Raw genomic sequence first — 20,756 nt, 5'->3', positions numbered from 1 at the left:
CCACTAGTAGCAAGGGCTATTTGCTTCCATCTTCAATAAGAAATAACGGCAACCACAAACTAGTTCATTATACACTCGTTACAAGATACTCTTCGTTCGCGCAAGCTCAACTGCCTCTTCCCTATTGCTCACACCTAACTTCGAATATAGTGTCGAACAATAATTACGTACCGTTCCTTCTGTTAAAAAGAGCTTTGCGGCAATCGACTTGTATCGCATGCCATTCGATAATTGCTCCAATATCTCCCTATCTCGTTTCGTTAACCCATACGGATCATTGGGAACGATCTTCTCTAGCACCTCACGCTGTCGTTTCATCACTTCGAATACTCTCACAGCCACACTCTGATCGATCCACGTACCTCCCCGATAAATAAGTTTCATAGCTTCCATTATCTCTTTAGAATGCGTTGACTTGAGCATATATCCTTCTGCACCATTCTCAAGTGCCGTTGTTGCCTCCATCGCATCCTCAAATGTTGTCATAAGTACGACCTTCATAGTAGGCCATCGTTGTTTCATCACTCGTAAAGCTTCAAGCCCATTCATCCCTTGCATATGAACATCCATCAGCACAATATCTGGTTCGAATTGCTCGCAAAGTTCTAATGCGCCTTGCCCATTGCAAGCTGTACCGACGACAAGAAAGTCAGCATGCTGATTCATAATATGTTTTAAACTATCCGCAATAATAGCTTGATCATCTACAATCAGTAAGCGGATAGTACCTTGGATGCGTTCAGCTTGCAAAGGAATCGTACATATGACGATAGTTCCTTGTTCTAGTTGCGAATGAACGGATAACGTTCCATCAAGCAATTCCAGCCGTTCCAGCATGCCATGTAGACCAAAGCCGAATTCACTTGACTCCATGCCTACACCATTATCCTCTATCTGCAATCGAATCTGCTGGCTTTCGAAATACAATTGAACAGATACCTCGCTTGCCTGACCGTGACGAACTGCATTTGTGAGCGATTCTTGAAGGCAGCGATATAAACAGAAACTCATCTTCTGTATAACAAGAGTCTCTCTACCGATTACACGGAAGTTAACATGAATACCTGTAGACTTCATAAACTCTTGTGTTAGTTGGAGCAGCGATTCACTTAGTGAATCGTTTAGCGGCGTAGATGTAAGTTGATACATATGCTTTCGTATATCATCGAGACTGTGCTGTCCGATCGAAACAAGCGCATCAATTCGTTCTATCTGTGTAACAGGGACATATGATCGAAGCGACTCTACACCTACAATTAGAGAGGTTAGCGAGTGGCCAACCGTGTCATGCAGCTCATGTGACAGCCTGCTTCGCTCCTCCTTAAGAGTAAGCTCCTCAATCTTCGTAAGATGCTGCTCCAATAATTGTTTCTGCTCTTGAATGATTCCAGCTTGCTTATGAGATTGAATTAGTACGTTAAAGGCATATCCCATCGCGAAACTAACACTGCAACTAACAACAAGCTCGAGGGGGGGCTGATTAGAAATCCAACCATTCACAATCGGGAAAATAAAACCACAGCTGATTCCCGCCCAGACATACGTTTTGGGATTACTGGCTAAACCGATAATAATGACCAATATAGCAAAAGACCACAGCAATTCCGAACTAAAGTAGGCAATGTAGAGGTAAAAGGTACCCGCCGACAACACTTCTACAACAAGATATTTGTTTTCATCCCTATATTTCACAATAAGCGGTATGAAGTACACCACTAATGCAGAGATAACGGTTACCCAAACGAGCAGAGCTGCTAGTGACAAGTTAATACAAACAGTCATACCGACAATGAGCAGCCACAGTGTTCGTAAACCAACTGTCATCCAATCATACCAAAGCCACGTTTTCATAATAGACTTCATAAACGATGTACACCTGCCTATGCTAAAAGATAAGAAAAATCAAGTAATTCCGATTAATCATGCACCCTACTTTCCCCTTTAGTCAAGTGAGAGAAACACTGTCATTCCTGCCATATGACAATTAGTCATACTTGAAAGTTGACAGGTTCAAGGGCGATGTCACCCAAAACTGATGCGGTTTAGTCAATATTCTTTTTAACAACAGATGGTTTACATTGAGGGGGTGAAGCAAATACATTACAACAATTTAGGAGAGATGAATGATGAAACGAATTACTAGTAAAAGAGGACTGAGACTTACTTTATCCGCGTTACTAATTAGCACCCTCGCACTGCCTGCTCATAATTATGTAAAGGCGAATGAAGTACAAACAAGGCAATCGATCGATGCAGCCGCAAACATTAATAATGTATCAGGTGCAATCGTAACAGTTAAGAAGGATAATAAAAACTTGGCATACGCTTCCGCTGAAGCGAGCCGAAATAAAATCAAGAACCTCATCGATGAGTCGGTAAAAAGCAAGTATATACCGGGGATAGTAGCTGGTGGACTACAGAATGGAGAACGATGGACTTACGCTTCTGGTCTAGCTAGTATAGAGGATTCTTATCCGATGGAACCTCACTTTTCATTCCGAGTTGGAAGCGTCACAAAGACATTTGTCGCTGCCGTTGTATTGCAACTCGCTCAAGAAAAGAAGCTAAACTTAGATGACTCAGTAGAAAAATGGTTGCCAGGTGTCGTTAAAGGTAATGGGTATGACGGCAGTAAGGTTCTAATTTCACAATTACTAAATCACCGCAGTGGTATCGCTAGCTATACAGATAACGATTTCCGTGACATTACGATACCTCAAAATCCATATCGGTATTATACAACCACAGAGCTTATAGACAAAGGATTGGCAAAACCACCCGTTTTCTCACCGGGAACAAACTTTGACTATTCTAATACAAATACGATACTGGCTGGTCTTATTATCGAGAAAGTAACTGGAGAAACATATGCGGAGCAAATAAAGAAACGGTTTATCGACCCACTAAGACTTACAGGTACATCTGTGCGCGGTAGTAATCCACTTATCCCAGGCGATCATGCTAGAGGTTATAACTTAGATAGGACGATGAAGCTGCATGATTTCACAGAGTTTAACCCTTCATGGGGAAATGCGGCTGGCGATATGGTTTCAACCGCTGATGATCTTATTACCTTTATGAGTGCGTTATTAGGTGGGGAATTATTAAATGATGAGATGATGAAGGAGATGACGACAGGTCATCCATCGCCTTTTGGAAATTTTGGACTGGGCATTCTGCAAATAAAACTTCCAAACGGAGAATATTACTGGGCAGCAGCGGGCGGTACTCATGGATTCTCAACACTAGCTGGTGGTCCTCTAGGTGGAAAGCATATTATGGTACTTAACACCAATGCAGTAGGGCCCGAAGTGGATCCGAACCATTTTAAAATCTTTGATAAAGAATTTAGTCGTTAATGTAGAGAACGGCCTGTACCCATCATTTATGGGTACAGGCCATTTTTCATTGATCGTAAGACGTAATCCTCTTGTCCAGGTACTTGACAAGATCTTAAATTCAATATATCTTTAATTTAAGATATTTAATTTAAAAATAACTTTTAAAGGAGCTTGCTCACATGACAAACAACTTACGATCAATTGAAGGTGTTTTCCAAGGTGCTCCCTTTCATATGGTTGGCGATGGATTCCGAGTATCGAACTACTTCCCGTCTGGAACAAACTTTGGACAACGTTTCAGCCCGTTTATTTTAATGGATTACAATGCACCATTCGTTTTCCCGCCAAGTGAACAAGTAAAAGGAGTAGGCGCACATCCTCATCGAGGTTTCGAAACGGTTACGATTGCTTACGAAGGTTACGTTGAACATAACGATAACCATGGTAATCACGGCATTATTGGACCTGGTGATGTGCAGTGGATGACAGCTGGTTCTGGATTATTGCACAAAGAATATCATGAACGGGAATTTTCTAAACGCGGCGGTTTATTCCAAATGATTCAACTGTGGGTTAATCTTCCCCGCGCAAACAAAATGCATGCACCTAGATATCAAGAGTTGCTGAATGGGAATATGGGAAGAGTTAAGTTGCCAGATGACGGCGGTGAGGTTCGCATCATTGCGGGTGAATACAATAGCGTTAAAGGTCCTGCACAAACGTTCACGCCGATTCATATGTTCGATATCTCATTTAAAGCAAATGGCAAGGCAACATTCGAGCTACCTTCAACCTTTAACACAGCAGCGTTAGTACTCAAAGGATCTGCCAAAGTGAATGGGACTAGAACAGCTGCGACAGGAGATTTTGTTCTCTTTAGCAACGAACAAGGCTATATCCAAATGGAAGGCGAAACTGATGATACTGTTGTAATCATATTGAGCGGAGAACCTATCAATGAACCGATTTTTCAACACGGTCCGTTTGTTATGAACAGCGAAGCGGAAATAATAGAAGCTTTTAATGACTTTCAAGCGGGAAAAATGGGCAACACTGATTTCTAAAAAGCAACTATAAGGTGTAAATCCAAAGAGCTCTCTCATGCAGACGACTTTGTCGCTGTGTGGGAGCGCTCTTTGACGTATATAGGCTATGCACGGTAAGAACAGTACAAGCATGTCTTGTCATGCACGTTCATATACATTATGTACCGACATGCAATCTCTATCTACTTTCCTGCACTTGGTGTGTTATCCCAACATTCAACTTCGCTGACACCTTTAATGCTGTCTTTATAGAAGACTGGATCGAGTCCAGCTCGTTTCTGTTTTTTGTAATCAGCTAATGCTGCAAAAGCTACTTTAGATAACAGCGTAATAGCGGTCAAGTTGACGATAACCATAAGACCCATAAATAAGTCAGCCATATCCCATACCAATTGAACCTTTGCTACAGAACCGAACACAATCATCGCCAGAACACTAAATCTATACACATTCAGCACTGATTTTCTTGATTTCAAAAACTCGATATTCGTCTCACCATAATAATAATTTCCGATTAGTGTACTAAACGCAAACAAGAAAATCATAACAGCGAGCGACCCTGATGCCCACGAACCGATATGTTCACTTAATGCAGCTTGCGTCAGCGCAATGCCATCAAGTCCTGATTGTTTGTATGCATCTGAAAACAATATAATAAAAGCCGTACTTGTACAAACAAGTAGCGTATCAACAAGAACACCAAGTGCTTGCATCAGCCCTTGCTTGACGGGATGACTTGTTGTTGCCGTTGCTGCCGCATTCGGCGAGCTACCCATACCCGCTTCATTCGAGAACAAACCGCGCTTCACACCTTGCATAATCATTGCTCCGAACGTACCGCCAGCAAACTGTTCTATTCCGAATGCATTTTTCAAAATAATGCTCATCACTTCGGGCAATTTAGTGATGTTGAATAACACAATAACGACAGCAGCCCCGATATAAACAACTGCCATTACGATGACAATGTATTCGGACATCTTCGCAATACGTTTGACACCACCAAATATAATACCAGCAAATGCAAGAGCCATAACAATCCCTAGAACTAAACGATCAGTGCCAAATGAATTCTCAAATGCAGCTGTAATCGTGTTAGACTGAACTGCGTTAAATACAAGTCCGAACGATAACGTAATCAAAACGGCGAATAGCGATCCCATCCAACGACTCTTTAGACCCTGCTGCATATAATAGGCCGGTCCACCGCGGAATCCGTTTTTATCTTTAATTTTGTAAATCTGAGCTAACGTACTTTCAATAAAACTTGACGCTGATCCAATAACGGCAATAAGCCACATCCAGAACACTGCTCCAGGTCCGCCTAATGAAATCGCAATAGCGACACCTGTTATATTGCCTGTTCCAACCCTGGCCGCCATACTGATACAGAAAGCTTGGAACGCCGAAATACCGTCTTTCGACTTTACATTAGACCCTCTAAGTACAACAAACATTTCTTTGAACATGCCGAACTGTACGAATTTCGACCCAATGGTGAAATAAAGACCACAAACAATTAGGAGGGCAATTAACACCTTCGCCCAAAGAAAATCGTTTATTACACTAATCATATCTTGTACTACTTGTTGCATGTAACTCCACCTCTCTTGCCATTCTGTCGATACCTAGATGCAAAACATTCTCTTCCTTAATATCTTCAAACGTAACTGCCATTATATCAGATGAAAAAAAAAAACAGCAAATTTATGCTGTTCTTTGTTTTTTGAGTAACTCAGAATCCCAAAAACTGTGAAGCTAGAGGATATTTCTGGTATTATGTCGAATTTTATTGCTATCACATCATCTTGGAGGAAATTGTATGAGAAAGAAAGTACGCATCATGTTCATCTTCACGATTTTTGTTTTATGTTTCGAATTTCTAAATCCAATATCACAAGCGGCAAGCAAGGATGCCAGTGGAATCGAATGGTCTACATTGACTGCTACGGAATCAAATGACTTGAACGATATTGCAATGGACGATGAAAGTAATTACGTAGTAGTAGGTTCTGATCAAACCATTTTACACTCGAAAGACGGTAAACAATGGACGAATGTAAAGTCGCCCACAATAGGTGATTTGAATTCTATTGTATCTAATGGCAAAAATTTTGTAACTGTTGGAGAAAAAGGTAGTCTCCTATCATCTAAAGACGGTATTTCTTGGTCAGCGGGCAAGCTGATAAATCCTCCTACTCAGAAGGATATGTATAAGTATTATAAAACTACTCATCCCAAAGAATATCCACTTGTTAAATGGGGACAGAAAGTTAATAAAGAGGACTTGAATTTTTTTAATGTCGTATGGGATGGAAAACGTTATATATCTGTTGGAATATGGAGAATATATTCTCGGCCAGATAGAGCACTAAGCCACACGCAAGGCATTATTTCTACTTCTGTTAATGGAATCGATTGGACCGTAGTTCCTCTTAAATATGACTTAAAAAAACTGAATGTATCATTTGAGATCGATCCTGTTCCAGGAAAAATTGCTTATAACGGCACCAAATATGTAATAAAAGCTGGGCCACTAACGCTAAGTTCGTCTAATCTGGTTACTTGGGATGCACGTCTCCCAAGTAATGGTTATACCATTCAAGATATTATTAACCGTGATAAACAATTTATCGCAATCAGTTCGGATCCAAAAACAGAAAAACCGGCCCTTTATACATCAACTGATGGTCTGACTTGGAAAATAGTCAAAAGTAATATATCTACCACTGATATCGACATATTAAATTTAGTATGGGATGGCAATCAATTCATTGGGCTACAAGCATTTAATAGCACAATCCATTCAACCGATCTAATAACGTGGAAAACGAAGGGCAATTACTATACAAATGACATTACCACTCATGGCTTTGAAAAAATTTTGGACGATTCAATGATTAATGCCATATTCCATGATGGAACGAAACAAATCGCAATTACCAATTACGGGACTATTCTTATTAATGAGGTTGACAACAGCGACTCACCCACTGCAACGTACTGGACGGTTGTAAGGGAAAAGACACAGTTGGACTTTACCCATCTTTTGTTCGATGGTAAAAATCGATACGTTGCAACAGGCCATTATAACATCCCTTTTGTATATGATGACATCGGGTCCTTATGGGAATCTTCGAATGGATATGATTGGAGCAGATCAGAGATTAAGTCCTTACCGTCTTATATAGACTGGAGTAAACTCGTGGCTGGTAAAGGCACGATCCTCGCTTTTGGGAGTGGTACAGACCGATTTGGCTATCCTATAATGGGTATCCAAAGTTACTACTCTACAGCTCCAGGTGTATGGACAAAAAGCAAGTTTCCATCCAGCGTAACTACGATAGACTCTGTTTCATGGCTAAATAATCAGTTCTATGCTGTTGTAAACGGAGGCTACACAACTTCTAAGGATGGAATTACGTGGAGTAAAGTAAAAACCTCGCCTGTTATAACGTCCAAGGTCGTTAAGGGCGGAAATATTTATCTAGCCTTAGGACAATCAAAAAATCAAACGGATAACATGGGGAACATATACCGATCAACTGACGGGGTAACCTGGAAAAATGTTGATTTAACATTAAACAATGATTATTGGTTGTCTTCCCAAAGAGCCTCTGACATACTCTGGAATGGTAAGCAATTTTCCATATTAAGCAATAATTCAACTGTAGCAACCTCCGCTAACGGATTGAAGTGGAAGCAGAAACCAACAAATATTCGTTTACTAAACTCCGTATGGAGTGGCAAACTATATGTAGCTTCATCCATTAGTGATTGGGGTGGTGGCGGTATTATGCACTATTCCTATGATGGTTTAAATTATACGAAATCAGCGCAGGTGACGGTAAACTCTCTGAACACCGACGTTATCTGGGATGGGAAAAAATTTATAGTTGCTGGAGATAATGGGACAATGTTGATCGGGACACCGACCAAATAATAGTCTTAACGAGCGATAACTTCATATGTAAATAGGGCCATCCTTTACGGGATGGCCTTTCGATTATTTGAATGCACAAAAGAATAAACATATATTTGCGCTTAGATATTTTAAAAAATAAACCGCAACCCCGACAACAAAAGCAAGATCGCAATACCAAAGCAAAGTCGCATTAACCATTTATCTTGCCGTTCAAATGTATTCATGACGTTTCCCCCTTCACATACTTCGCATTAAATAAAAACAATCTAAGCAGCAGAACAAGCGCTGGGATAAGCAGAACGAGCCCTAGGAGGAAAGTAATGACTAATGCTCGACCCATAATCACATTCGTAACACTCGTTGAAAGGAGTAAATACGGGTATAGCAAATACGGAAGATGCGAAATGCCATAACCAAAGAAGGCAAAGGCGAATTGCAACATCACCATAATAAATGCTGTCCCATAGTTTCTTCTGCGCCAAATGAGCCAATAAGCAATAATAAAACTAACTAAGGACAGGGCAAACATCCACCATATGTTAAGCGCATTTTCGAAATGCTCCAGATTGTGATTGCGAAGCGCGATAAAAACAAATAGGCTGGATATTATCGTCGGTACTCCCCCCCATAAGGCGAATGAGCGAAGCCATTCAAGTGCCCTCTTATCCTCCGCATGCCCTGCGTAATACGTCAAAAACGTTGAGCTAATAAACAGCACACTAGACATAGCTAGAAGAACGACAGCCCACGAATAGGAGCTAAAAAACAGCTCGTCCATATGCAACGTAACCGTTCCCCCGTCAACCGACATATAGCCGCCTTCTGAGATCGTAAACACAGTTGATAAAGCGGCTGGTATGAGCAGCCCCGTCGCCCCGTAGGCCAGTAAATACAAGTTACTTTTCCGTGCACCATAGTTAGCAAAGGCGTAGAAAGATCCCCGTATAGCGAGCAAGATAAGCGCAATGCTTCCTGGGACAAGCAATGCCGTTCCGTAGTAATAAGCCGTTTCCGGAAAGAAACCGACGATTCCAACGAAAAAGAACACAAGAAAAACATTCGTTACTTCCCAAACAGGCGATAAATATCTGGATATTATAGGGCCTATAACCGATTCAATCCCGATTACCCTCCCATAATAAGAATAAAATCCAGCACCAAAATCGATGGACGCAACAATTAAGTAACCGTAAAGGAATACCCAAAGCACCGTAATGCCAATTTGTTCGAGCGACATTCTGTTAGCCTCCTACAATATTATGCGACGCTCTTCCAGCTCAAGCTCTGCTGGTTTGTTGCGGAACAAACGACTGAGTACGAACAGACACAAAACACCCAGCAAGAGGTACAAAGCAGCAAACATCCAAAATGTCGTTCCTACATGCGGATTAGTAGTAGCTGCATCGGACACACGCATGTAACCTCTAAGAATCCATGGCTGTCTGCCTACTTCCGCGTAAAACCAACCAAGCTCGATCGCAAGCAGCGACAATGGCCCCCCTGCAAGAATCCCTATAAGAATCCAACGATTATATGCGTTCCAACGCTTCACCCAAGTCATAATAAGGAACAAAAACGAGATCCCGAGCAAATAAAATCCGATCCCTACCATAGAATCGAACAAATAATGGACATAAAGTGGTGGCCACTCATCCCTCGGAATATCATTAAGACCGATAACCGTCCCATTTGGATCATGAGTTGCAAGAATACTAAGTGCCCATGGGATAGTAATTGCCCCAGAAACCTCATTTGTTTCTGGATCTATTCGCCCTCCAATAACTAGCGGGGCCTTACTGCTAGTCTCGAAATGCCATTCTGCGGCAGCAAGCTTCTCCGGCTGTGCCTTCGCTAGAAACACGGCTGAACTATCTCCTATCCAAATCGTAGCAGCTGCAAGAATTAAACCCGTCACCATAGTAAGACGAATCGATTTTCGGTTATATTCATTATCTCTTCCTCTCAGCATGGCAAAAGCAGCGATCATAGCGAGTACGAAAGCTGACGTTAAGTACGCTGATGATAAGACATGAGCGACCTTCGACGGTGTCGCTGGATTAAACATAGCAGCGAGCGGATCAAGATGCGTCAGCCTGCCATTTTCGAGCGTAAACCCTTGTGGCGTATTCATAAAAGCATTAACCATCGTAATAAACAGGGCAGAAGCCGATGCACCGATAACGATTGGCAGCGTGATCAACCAGTGGATGTACGGATTGGAAAATCGGTTCCATGTATACAGATAGATACCTAGAAAAATCGCTTCGAAGAAAAATGCAAAGGTTTCCAGAAATAACGGCAAACTAATTACGTTCCCTGCAAATCGCATAAACTGGGGCCACAACAGGCTGAGAAGTAAGCCAATGCACGTACCAGTAACGACACCTACAGCTACAGTAATGACAAAACCGCGTGTCCAACGTCTCGCCATTAGCAAATAATGTTGATCCTTTTTCCTTATCCCAATAAATTCAGCGATTGAGATAAAGACCGGTATACCAACTCCAATAGTGGCAAACAAAATATGAAATGCTAACGTCATTTCTGTTAAACCGCGACTCCAATCTAACGTATCCACCTTAACCCCTCCTACTTACAGACCTCCGTTAACGTCTGATTATTTATTTGGGTATTATGGCTTTCATTGCCAATAAGTATTCACCGAGAATAGCCATATGTTAAAAACAGAAAAGGCCGCATTTATGCGACCTGAGGCAGTACCAGGGATTATTTCATGTACGATTCGGCTATTTTAACCAAGTTTTTTTTCGTTATTTTTGGTGCGCTTGATCTTACACTGTATACATATTTAGCTTTTTTATCTGGTAGTTGGGCAACCCATACGATATCCTTTAATTCGTTTTCCTTGTATTCCGTGTATAGAAAATCTGTTTTCTTTCCATCTATTTTCTCCTGCTCAATCTTCATTTGATCATCCACGTAAGTTGTAGGAATAGACGTGGTTATATGATTCATAATAGAAACCGATATTTGTTCGTCTCCATGTGCATATTGGATAGTGAGATGAGCAAAGCGATCTGATAATTCCACCGGCATCATCGCATATTCCTTTTTTGACTTCTTCGCTTCCTTCCGCAACTTATCCGCTATATTCGCTTGTTCTTTAACCGTAGGAGGATTCAACACTGTAATAGGATCAAAAAAGACCGTTGCACTTTTGAATGTGTATTTCCCTATCAATTTGTCACTAATGATAAGTGGCTGTCCTTTCATTTTCTTACGAAGAGCGGCTACATCAGTAAACACAAATGGCTTAAATCTTAGGTCTGTTTCTCCTTTTGGATTGTTGTTCACAACATAAAAAAGTGCTGCCGAACCATTCTTCAATAATTGATCAGCCAAATCGTGGCTTTTACTCATACGTTTCGTTTCATCTTTGCTATACTTTACCACAGGCATTTCTTTCAGCGACTTTGTCTGATAAACGACTTCACCCTTCTCGTTTTCTAAATTATGGTATTTATTTGTTGCAAAACCTGTTGATGATGTGAGCAACATACCAGCTACAATTAACAGACCTACTATCTTTTTCAAAATAGATCACTCCTATTACTAATTCATATAAGATTCGGCTATCTTCTTCATGTCTTCTTTCGTAATATCATCTGCACTCGTTACGATATTGTACAAATAATTAAGTTTGCTGCCCGGAATCTCAACAATCCATGTTAAATCCTTAAAACCTTCATTAGATACGGAATAAAGCATATCTACTCCGTTAACTTGAATCTTTTCTTGTTTAATGTTCATTTGTTCATCATAATGTGCCGTTGGTACACCACGACTATAATTGATCGTAACGTTTATTTCATTCTTCTGTTTTTGGTAGGTAGTGTTTAAATGAAAGAAACGATCAGATAGTTCCAGCGGCAACATCGCATAATCTTTTTTCGATTGCTCAGCCTGCTTCTTAAGTTTTTCTGCTATTGCCGCTTTTTCTTCTGGTGTTTGTGGATTGAGTAAAGCAACCGGTTCAAAGAAGACCTTCGCACTTTTAAATGTGTAATTTTCACCCAAGCTGTCTCTGATCGTAACCGACTTATCCGTTACTTTCTCCCGAAGTGCCGACACATCCGTAAACAGAAATGGCTTATTTCTAAGATCAATCTCCATATTTGGATTATGTGGGACGATGTAGAAAAACGCAGCTGAACCGTCCTTTAATATTGCGTCCCCTAAAATACGAGTTTTAATCCACCGTTGTCTCTCATCTTCAGTTAACCTCGGAGCCTCATTTAATGGACCAGTTTCAAAGACGACTTCCCCCTGCTTATTTTTTATGGATTGATATTGAATCATCGCAAAAGCCGTTGATGCCGTCATAAGCATAGCTACCGCTACCAATAGACTTACTTTGTATTTGATCATAAATTTCGGTTTGCTGTTCTGCTCCGCGTATAGCTTCTTCATCACTTTCTCCGTTAAATCCACAGTAGGAATATGTGCTTCATGAAAAAGTTTTTTCAAGTCGTGATTTTTGTTCAATGTCATGTTCATTAGCTCCCTTCACCTCAGCATAATACTTACGAAACTTTGTTGCTGCGCGCTCATACTTTTTTCGCAGACTGGCGCTATTTTGACTAAGAATCAAACTAATTTCACCAAAGGTCTTATCTTCAACACAGCGTAAAATGAGTACATTCCTCTCGTCTGCTGATAATCTCAACATTGCTTGATACACAAATTCATTAAAGTAAGTGGCTTCAATCTGCAAATCTACTTGTGTATTTTCTTTCTCATCTCGATAGAAAAATGGTAAGTACTTAACGAGCTTCCGTTTCCGAATCGTATCTATACATTGATTGTAGGCAATCTTGTACAGCCAAGCTCCGAAAGGTATGACCGGATTCACCTTATCCAAATAACGAAAAGCTTTCAAAAACACTTCCTGAGCGTTGTCTTCAGCCTCAGTAGGACTGCCTAGCAGATGAAAACAATAGCGATAAATAGCTTTTTGATATTTTCGTATAATGATTTCGAATTTCTCTGTATCGCCGTCTAGCACTTCAGCAATAATCTGATGCAGCTGCTCATCATTTAAATCTACCAAATCATCCATATCCTTCATCCCCTTTCAATCAGTACAACGAATCATCTATAGTGAAATGTGACATTACGTTCAATTTTTTTACCCTATAATCTCTTCTATATATCGGCTACTCACGCAAACGTTACATACCAAAAAAGGGAATTAAAACCTTTTGTCGAAAGATGTAATCAGAATCGAACCAGAAAGGATCAGGTTATTTTAATGGAGACTATTCTCATTATTGAAGATCAAGAAGACGTCGGTTTAATGCTCTCAGAGGCCTTGACACGTGCAGACTATCAAGTAAAACTCTCTCTTACAGGTATGGATGGAATAGAGGAAATCAAAAACAATCACTACGATTTAGTCTTGCTGGACATTATGCTTCCTTACAAAAGCGGGGATGAGATTCTTAAAGAGATGCGCAGTTTCTCTGATACACCTGTTATCATCATTTCCGCAAAAGATAGGGTTGGCACAAAAATTGATCTCTTGAAACTAGGCGCGGATGACTATATAACGAAACCTTTCGATTTAGGTGAAGTTGTAGCCAGAGTAGCATCTAATCTACGACGTTCCCGCAAACAAATACAAGAAAATAAAGTTTTTCAATATAAAGATGTAAAACTGGACGACAGTACCAAACGCGTCACTATAGCAGATACTGAAATAGAGCTGACTGCAAAAGAATATATGATCTTGGAGCTGCTACTAAAGCACAATGGCAAAGTGTTTACCAAATCAAATCTCTACGAATCCGTTTGGAAGGACGAATATCTCGGCGATGACAATGCCGTTAAGACTCATATGAGCAATCTGCGTAATAAACTTAAGAAAGCAAGCCCCACTGAGGAATATATCGAAACCGTATGGGGACTCGGCTATCGTCTTTATAAAGAATAAATTATCCCTTTCTTAACTATTTGCTAGCTCCCCTTAACCTTTTCTAAACCTATCGAAATTAAACTAACGTTAGAAAGGATAGGTGAGCAACATGAATCCATATGTCTTAAAAACAAACAACCTTACGAAAAGTTACAACGGCTCTTTTGCGCTGCGTGATGTGTCAATTACAATGAAACCCGGTAAAATATATGGTTTAATTGGGCAAAATGGCGCAGGAAAAACAACTCTTATGCGACTACTTGTCGGGCTTTCTTTCCCCACTGAGGGCACCATTGAGCTATTTGGTCATAGTAGCGAACGAGATTTGCAAAACGAACGAAAGCGACTAGGCTGCATGATTGAAAATCCGGGCTTTATCCCAAATATGACGGCAAAAGAAAATCTCAGGTTTCGTAGAATGATGCGTGGTGTTCCAAACGTTGAAATCGAGGGAGAGTTGCTGGAGCTTGTTGGACTCGCTGATACGGGCAACAAAAAAGCAAAAAACTTTTCACTTGGCATGAAGCAGCGTCTAGGTATTGCAATTGCTCTCATTGGCAACCCAGAATTACTTATTTTGGATGAGCCAATCAATGGGCTTGACCCTCTCGGTGTAGTAGAAATTCGTAATTTGCTACGGAAATTATGCGAAGAGAGACAAATGACGATCTTAATTTCTAGTCATAACTTACCAGAACTCTATCAGACAGCGACAGATTATATCATCGTCCACAAAGGTAAAGTCATGCAAGCACTCACTCTCGAACAGCTTGATGAACGATGCAAACATCACATCCTTATTCGCTGTAATGAGACGGAAAAGCTAGTAAGTGTGCTAGAGATGGAATTGTATACGACCAATTACAAAGTAATGCCTGACAGAAACGTTAAACTTTATGACTACCTAAACGAAAAAGAACGCGTATCGAAAGTACTCTATGACAACGGAATTGTCGTAACGAACCTCTCCATCGAGGGAGACACGCTTGAGAACTACTTTATTTCTGTTATTGGTGGTGATCAAGATGCTTAATTTGATAGGAGCAGATTTATATAAATTAAGAAAATCGGTAGCAATAAAGGTATTGTTCGCTATCACTACATTAAGTGCCTTCATCACGGCTATAATTGCCTATTTGATTCCACTAAATAAAATCGAAGCAGGTATAACTGGACTTGGGTTCATGTTCTCAGATGTACACGTGATCAGCATTATTGGTGCTTTTCTAGCGGCTGTCTACATTTGCGGTGACTTCGAAAATAAAACGATTCATGACACAATTTCTAATGGCAACAGCAGAACTTCTATCATCATTAGCAAGGCAACTGTTTTTTTCATAGCTATCGTGTTTGTCCTGCTACCATATGCGATCATAACTGGAATTTCTCTTAGTACCGACTCTGCGTTTAGTATGGGTTCCTTAGCCGTTGGCTTTCTGCACCTACTAACGACAGAGCATGGCGCAGCTTTTTCCGCATCAGAGATCATGAAGCTATTATCTATCATGTTCACTTTAATGATCGTATATATTGCACAACTGAGCCTATGTGTCCCTCTTGCTATCGCTCTAAAGAAACCTATTCTTGTCATAGCTATTTTCTATGGATTTTCCATTATCAGTGCACAGTCAAAAGGATTAGGAGAAAGTTATCCGCTGTTTGATCGTATATTTTCCTTTACACCGTATGGTGGTCATTACGCCTTTTTGACACTTGATACACGTATAGGAGACATCATGAAAGCAGTCGGTATGAGTCTACTATTTATAATCTTCATGCTCGTTATTGCATATAGCCTTTTTAGAAAGTCGGAAATTAAGTAACTGAACGGTTGGTGAGCGTATTGCACATTGTGATTGCAGTTTGATCATTCTCATTATTGTACTTCTCTTATATATCGCCTTTCATAAACGACAATTGCGTAGTATCAACCGCCAGTTAAACAAACGGCTGACGGAACATACGCGCCAACCTATTCATTTGGAGTTGATGAGTAGAGAGCTTAATACGTTAGCTATCCATATTAACAAATGCCTAAAGGCGGAGGAAACCCTCCGTCTTAAGGGCATTCGTGAGGAAAGGAGCTTTAAAGAGCTCATCTCAAATATTTCTCATGATTTGCGTACACCTCTTACGGCGATTAAAGGCTACCAACAACTCCTTGCAATCAGTGACTTAACGTCCGATCAGCAGAAAAAACTGCATATTGCTCAAAAACACGCCAATGAATTAGGACGATTAATCGAACATTTCTTTGAATATTCCTATCTCATGAATGCCGTACCAGAATTAAACATCGAACGCATCAATCTTACCAATCTAGTGATAGAGTGCCTCGCATCCTCCATTACTGTATTGGAACAAAACCATTTACCCGTACACTTTGAAGAAAGCCCACCTGTCTATATCCTTGCCGATAAAGAATTAGTTACAAGAATTGTCCAAAATTTAGTCCACAACTGTGTTCAACATGCTCATGGACCTATTGAGGTGCGTTTGCAAACTACGGACAAAGCCGTTTTATCCTTTAAAAATGCTGTGAAAAGTGCTTCATCCATTGACGTTAAGCAGCTTTTTGATCGTTTTTATACCGCTGACAAAGCTCGAAAGAGCAGTACGGGGCTAGGTTTGTCTATCGTTAAGCTATTAGCGGAACAGCTAGACGGAAGTACAAGCGCATCCTTAGAAGGCAGTTTCCTTGAGATACGTGTGGAATTGCCGTTGTCCGAATAAATATAAATACTGATGGACGCTAAACGAAACAACATTTATACTAAAATTGTAAATATTTTCTTGTTCATAGATTAGAAGGAGGCGAGCTATTGGCTCAATCAATCATGTTTACTGTCGATCTTGAAGAGTGGTTTACGGATGGGCGAGAGATCCAGATGGCTAGCTGGGATAACTATGAATCGAGAGTGGAGTCGACGGTTTATGCCATATTAGAACTGTTGACGAAACATAATGCCAAAGCGACTTTTTTTGTTTTGGGCTGGATTGCTTGCAAAAAACCTCATCTCATTCAAGAGATATTTGCTATGGGACATGAGATTGCATCACATGGATTCGCCCACGAACTCGTATATTCCTTATCCAAAGAGACGTTTAGAAATGACATCAGAAAATCAAAACATTCGTTAGAGGACATCATTGGTGCAGAAGTAATCGGCTACCGAGCACCCTGCTTTTCTATGACGCATTGGGGACTTGATATTTTGAAGGAAGAGGGATTTGTTTATGATTCAAGCGTAGTCCCTGGAAGCTTTCATGATCTCTATTCCAAGCTCTACAACAAATTAGAACAGCCCTTCTTCAAAGTGAAGGAACAATTTTGGGAACTATCTCTGCCCGCCCTTTCGATTGGAAACATTCAGCTACCATGGGGAGGTGGAGGTTTTTTTCGTTTATACCCTTACCTCCTGTTTCAATATGGCATTCAAAAATGGATTTCTGAAGGGAATCCATACGTCTTTTATATCCATCCATACGACTTAGATCCGAATCAACCTAGACAAGCTAACTTCTCCTTACTAAACAAAATAAGGCGTTATTATGGCTTACAATCTTCTCGTCACAAACTTGAACAATTAGTTAGCCAGTTCCAATGTAAGTCGATTGCAGAATATTATCCTTTCCTACATCAAATAGAAAATAAGAATTGGGGAACGTGATATGGACAAGCATTCACGGATACTCCTTGATGAGCAACTGCTATCCTGCGTTGCCTATTATTTCTGCGAGGGAGCTGGATTAAGCAAACGATATGGGATTGCTGAACCTAATCCAGAAGCTGTTCAACTGTTACAACAAGAGGGAATTTTAAGCAGCTCATCTAATGAGATTGTGCAACCGGAATTTGGATATGCGTGTTACGAGTACTATAGGCAAACCATATCACCAGATGAGTTTGATACCTTACTTTTGCGAAATGCTGAAGGGAAACAACGGATATTAGACTTATGCTGCGGTCCTGGTGCAACCGTTCATGCATTGTTAAGAAGTGATGCTGAGCGCATAGTCTATGCTGTCGATCATAATCCTTTCTATTTATCCCTACTTTGTAGCACGCTTTCTTCACGTAATCTATTTGATGGACAAGTGCAGATACAGGCTAATGATGCTCACCATATCGAACTGGAGGATCAATCGCTAGATTTCATCATTTGTAGAACTGCACTTCAATACTTGCATATACCAAATACGCTTGCCGAGATGTATCGATTACTTGAGCATGGTGGCAGTGTATTTCTAGTTGTACATGGATTAGGATATCTTCCTGACTACTTCGTAACTCGAAAACAATTGTTCAAAAAAACGGGCAGTTCAAAAAGCAGACGCGGCTTACGTGCGTTAGACATGGTTACCTTTAGCTCACTGAAAAAGCAACTTAAAAAAGCAGGCTTTCACTCGATTGAATATACAGAAAGCAGTCAGTGGCTATTTGCAGGAATACTGCCCATCTATTTTGCTGTTACGGCTAAGCGCTAAAGCACAACACACACAACAGTATAGAAGGAGCAACTATGAAAAAACTTCGTATTTTATCCCTACTATTTTTGTTATTAGGTATGTCTGTCATTATTAGAAATGTTCTAATTGGGCATGATTTGCAAAGTTTTATGTGGTCAATTCCATTTGGTTATGTGGGCTTCTTATTTGCCTACAGAGCTAATAGCAACATTCTGTGTTTTCTAAACGTGATTGTGATGGTAGGTTATTTTCCTATATTATTTTTCTTATTATTCTTATTTTCATGAAATCCATCCCTGTTCATACGCTTTTTCCGTAGCTTGCTGCCTTGTCTCTACTCCCAGCTTTTGAATGGCTAGAGACAAGTAGTTTCGGACTGTTCCATTGGTTAAAAATAATTGTTTAGCAATTTCCATCGTCGACAGTCCGAGCCTCGACAAGCGCAATACTTCCGTTTCCCGCTCCGTTAGTGGGTTTTCTTCCTTTAGAAACAGTACCGCCGCTAAGTCCGTACTAATCACTCGTTCGCCTGCCATTACTTTGCGTATTGCATTGATTAGAAAATCAATCGGCTCATCCTTTAATAAGTATCCATCCACTTTCAGTGCCATTGCTTTCTGCAAATAGCCGGGACGAGCGAACGTAGTTACGATGATGATTTTTGCGGAACACCCTTCCTGCCTGAGCTTCTCAGCAATTTCAAGACCCGAAATAAACGGAATCTCAATATCGAGCAAACAAACATCAGGCTGATGTTGCCGAATAACTTCCCACGCCACTTTCCCATTCTCCGCTTCTGCTACAACTTCTATATCATCCTCCATTGATAACAGGGACGATAACGTTCCACGAAGCAATTTTTGATCTTCTGCGATGATGATTCGTATCACTTGATTACACCCTCCCTTTACTTTGCAATGGAACCTTTAGTGTAATAACCGTTCCTTTATCAGGCTCCCCCGACAAATCCACTTCACCTTGCAACATCGTCATTCTTTCTTTTATAGACTGTAGGCCATTCCCCACACCTTGACCCAGGTTACCATTTCCGTTATCGCTCACTCGGATACAATAATAATCAAATTCTATTTCATGTGTTATCGAACACCTACTAGCTTCACTATGTTTAATAATGTTGGTAACAGCTTCTCTAACGGAAAGTGCCGCCATCGTCTCAGCAACATTAGATAATGGAATCATTAATCCGCTATCTGTCACACCTAATGAAATGCCAGCCTTATGCAAAATGTGATGTGACAATTCTATTTCCTTCTTAAGGGAAACAAATTTCATGTCGGAGACGAGCTCTCTTACTTGTTTCAATGCTTGCCTCGATGTGTTCAAAATATCATGTAGCTCATGCTTCGCCTTCTCTGGATTTTTCTCTACTAGGCGGAGTGTCAGTTCACTTTTTAATTTGATCATTGTAAGCGTCTGTCCAAGCGTATCATGCAGATCCCTTGCGATTCGACTCCGTTCCTCTTCTTGAATATAGCGTTCAAGCTGTGCATTAGCGATAGCAAGCTTTTCTTTCAAGAGAGTAGCTCTTTCTCTTGCATACACAACGATTGGCATTGCCAGTTGCGCGACCATTATCGGAAAACCCCAAGTAGAAAAAATCGCGAACGGGTTCCCTTCATCTAGCCAACTGTATAAAAGGAACATGCCACATATGCCAATTATTCCAGTGATTATCGTTGCCCTCCGATTAGCTCTGCCAAGCATATCAGCAAACACAAATCCGTACAGGAGCACCCAGTTACCAGCAAAAACAGCAAGCCCCACCAGCAGTAAACTGCTAGTAAGGCTAGATACAAGCAAACGCCAATCTCGATACCAAAGTCCAAGGTAAAACATCACAAGAAACAACAGAACGAATGAAATTCTAACTCCAAAATGGACAGCGTCTTCTACAAATAACAATAAATATACAAACGAAATAATAATAAAAATATCTATGAGAAGATATCTTTCAATTTGGTCTGCAGGATATAATTTCTTTAGCATCGCATATACACACCTTAGCCGATAATGAATGA

General features: G+C 40.5%; 17 protein-coding genes and 1 pseudogene. 9 read left to right on the top strand and 9 right to left on the bottom strand.

Annotated elements, in window-relative coordinates:
• Window positions 1-78: 78 nt before the first annotated feature.
• On the bottom strand, window positions 79-1,863 hold the full coding sequence (locus I6N90_RS17170; protein WP_197936852.1) for a helix-turn-helix transcriptional regulator: 1,785 nt from the start codon (window positions 1,861-1,863) through the stop codon (window positions 79-81).
• 479 nt (window positions 1,864-2,342) lie between these two features.
• Between I6N90_RS17170 and I6N90_RS17165 the strand changes: the two are divergent.
• Window positions 2,343-3,359 (top strand): annotated as a pseudogene (locus I6N90_RS17165) (serine hydrolase domain-containing protein); the annotation flags it as partial.
• A gap of 161 nt (window positions 3,360-3,520) precedes the next feature.
• Window positions 3,521-4,405: a pirin family protein gene (locus I6N90_RS17160; RefSeq protein WP_197936850.1), complete on the top strand. Its 885-nt coding sequence runs from the start codon at window positions 3,521-3,523 to the stop codon at window positions 4,403-4,405.
• 164 nt (window positions 4,406-4,569) lie between these two features.
• Here the strand turns inward: I6N90_RS17160 and I6N90_RS17155 are convergent, their stop codons facing one another.
• Window positions 4,570-5,982, bottom strand: coding sequence for an alanine/glycine:cation symporter family protein (locus I6N90_RS17155; protein WP_197936849.1), 1,413 nt, complete (start codon window positions 5,980-5,982; stop codon window positions 4,570-4,572).
• Window positions 5,983-6,209: 227 nt separating this feature from the next.
• Between I6N90_RS17155 and I6N90_RS17150 the strand changes: the two genes are divergently transcribed.
• Window positions 6,210-8,330 (top strand): hypothetical protein, encoded by a 2,121-nt coding sequence (locus I6N90_RS17150; RefSeq protein ID WP_197936848.1) that lies wholly within the window; start codon window positions 6,210-6,212, stop codon window positions 8,328-8,330.
• Between the two features lie 202 nt (window positions 8,331-8,532).
• Here the strand turns inward: I6N90_RS17150 and I6N90_RS17145 are convergent, their stop codons facing one another.
• The 5 genes from I6N90_RS17145 to I6N90_RS17125 form a co-directional block, all read right to left on the bottom strand.
• On the bottom strand, window positions 8,533-9,549 hold the full coding sequence (locus tag I6N90_RS17145; RefSeq protein WP_197936847.1) for a cytochrome d ubiquinol oxidase subunit II: 1,017 nt from the start codon (window positions 9,547-9,549) through the stop codon (window positions 8,533-8,535).
• Window positions 9,550-9,561: 12 nt separating this feature from the next.
• On the bottom strand, window positions 9,562-10,890 hold the full coding sequence (locus I6N90_RS17140; protein WP_197936846.1) for a cytochrome ubiquinol oxidase subunit I: 1,329 nt from the start codon (window positions 10,888-10,890) through the stop codon (window positions 9,562-9,564).
• A gap of 149 nt (window positions 10,891-11,039) precedes the next feature.
• Window positions 11,040-11,867, bottom strand: coding sequence for a hypothetical protein (locus tag I6N90_RS17135; protein WP_197936845.1), 828 nt, complete (start codon window positions 11,865-11,867; stop codon window positions 11,040-11,042).
• 18 nt (window positions 11,868-11,885) lie between these two features.
• Window positions 11,886-12,824: a hypothetical protein gene (locus I6N90_RS17130; protein ID WP_197936844.1), complete on the bottom strand. Its 939-nt coding sequence runs from the start codon at window positions 12,822-12,824 to the stop codon at window positions 11,886-11,888.
• Window positions 12,781-13,392, bottom strand: a complete 612-nt coding sequence (locus I6N90_RS17125; RefSeq protein ID WP_197936843.1) for an RNA polymerase sigma factor — start codon at window positions 13,390-13,392, stop codon at window positions 12,781-12,783. Before I6N90_RS17125 ends, I6N90_RS17130 begins: the two co-directional genes overlap by 44 nt.
• Before the next feature lie 192 nt (window positions 13,393-13,584).
• On the opposite strand from I6N90_RS17125, the gene I6N90_RS17120 reads away from it, so the two are divergent.
• The 6 genes from I6N90_RS17120 to I6N90_RS17095 all read left to right on the top strand — a co-directional run bounded on the left by I6N90_RS17120 (window position 13,585) and on the right by I6N90_RS17095 (window position 18,735).
• A complete protein-coding gene (locus I6N90_RS17120) occupies window positions 13,585-14,265 on the top strand; it encodes a response regulator transcription factor (RefSeq protein WP_197936842.1) in 681 nt (226 codons plus the stop codon).
• Between the two features lie 91 nt (window positions 14,266-14,356).
• Window positions 14,357-15,280, top strand: coding sequence for an ABC transporter ATP-binding protein (locus I6N90_RS17115; protein WP_197936841.1), 924 nt, complete (start codon window positions 14,357-14,359; stop codon window positions 15,278-15,280).
• Window positions 15,273-16,070: an ABC transporter permease gene (locus I6N90_RS17110; protein ID WP_197936840.1), complete on the top strand. Its 798-nt coding sequence runs from the start codon at window positions 15,273-15,275 to the stop codon at window positions 16,068-16,070. Before I6N90_RS17115 ends, I6N90_RS17110 begins: the two co-directional genes overlap by 8 nt.
• Window positions 16,071-16,164: 94 nt before the next feature.
• Entirely contained in the window at window positions 16,165-16,980 is an 816-nt protein-coding gene (locus I6N90_RS17105) for a sensor histidine kinase (RefSeq protein ID WP_232243074.1), read from the top strand.
• Window positions 16,981-17,069: 89 nt separating this feature from the next.
• Window positions 17,070-17,918: a polysaccharide deacetylase family protein gene (locus tag I6N90_RS17100; protein WP_197936839.1), complete on the top strand. Its 849-nt coding sequence runs from the start codon at window positions 17,070-17,072 to the stop codon at window positions 17,916-17,918.
• A gap of 1 nt (window position 17,919) precedes the next feature.
• The gene (locus I6N90_RS17095; protein WP_197936838.1) at window positions 17,920-18,735 is read left to right on the top strand and encodes a class I SAM-dependent methyltransferase; all 816 of its coding nucleotides are present in this window, start codon (window positions 17,920-17,922) and stop codon (window positions 18,733-18,735) included.
• Between the two features lie 263 nt (window positions 18,736-18,998).
• Here the strand turns inward: I6N90_RS17095 and I6N90_RS17090 are convergent, their stop codons facing one another.
• Together I6N90_RS17090 and I6N90_RS17085 are read right to left on the bottom strand one after the other, a co-directional pair.
• Entirely contained in the window at window positions 18,999-19,607 is a 609-nt protein-coding gene (locus tag I6N90_RS17090) for a response regulator (protein WP_197936837.1), read from the bottom strand.
• Window positions 19,608-19,611: 4 nt separating this feature from the next.
• The gene (locus tag I6N90_RS17085) at window positions 19,612-20,724 is read right to left on the bottom strand and encodes a sensor histidine kinase (protein WP_197936836.1); all 1,113 of its coding nucleotides are present in this window, start codon (window positions 20,722-20,724) and stop codon (window positions 19,612-19,614) included.
• Between the last annotated feature and the right edge of the window lie 32 nt (window positions 20,725-20,756).

This window comes from Paenibacillus sp. GSMTC-2017 (assembly GCF_016019935.1).
Classification (GTDB): domain Bacteria; phylum Bacillota; class Bacilli; order Paenibacillales; family Paenibacillaceae; genus Pristimantibacillus.
Note: the sequence above shows the minus strand (reverse complement) of the source record. Positions and strands in the feature narration are given on the sequence as shown.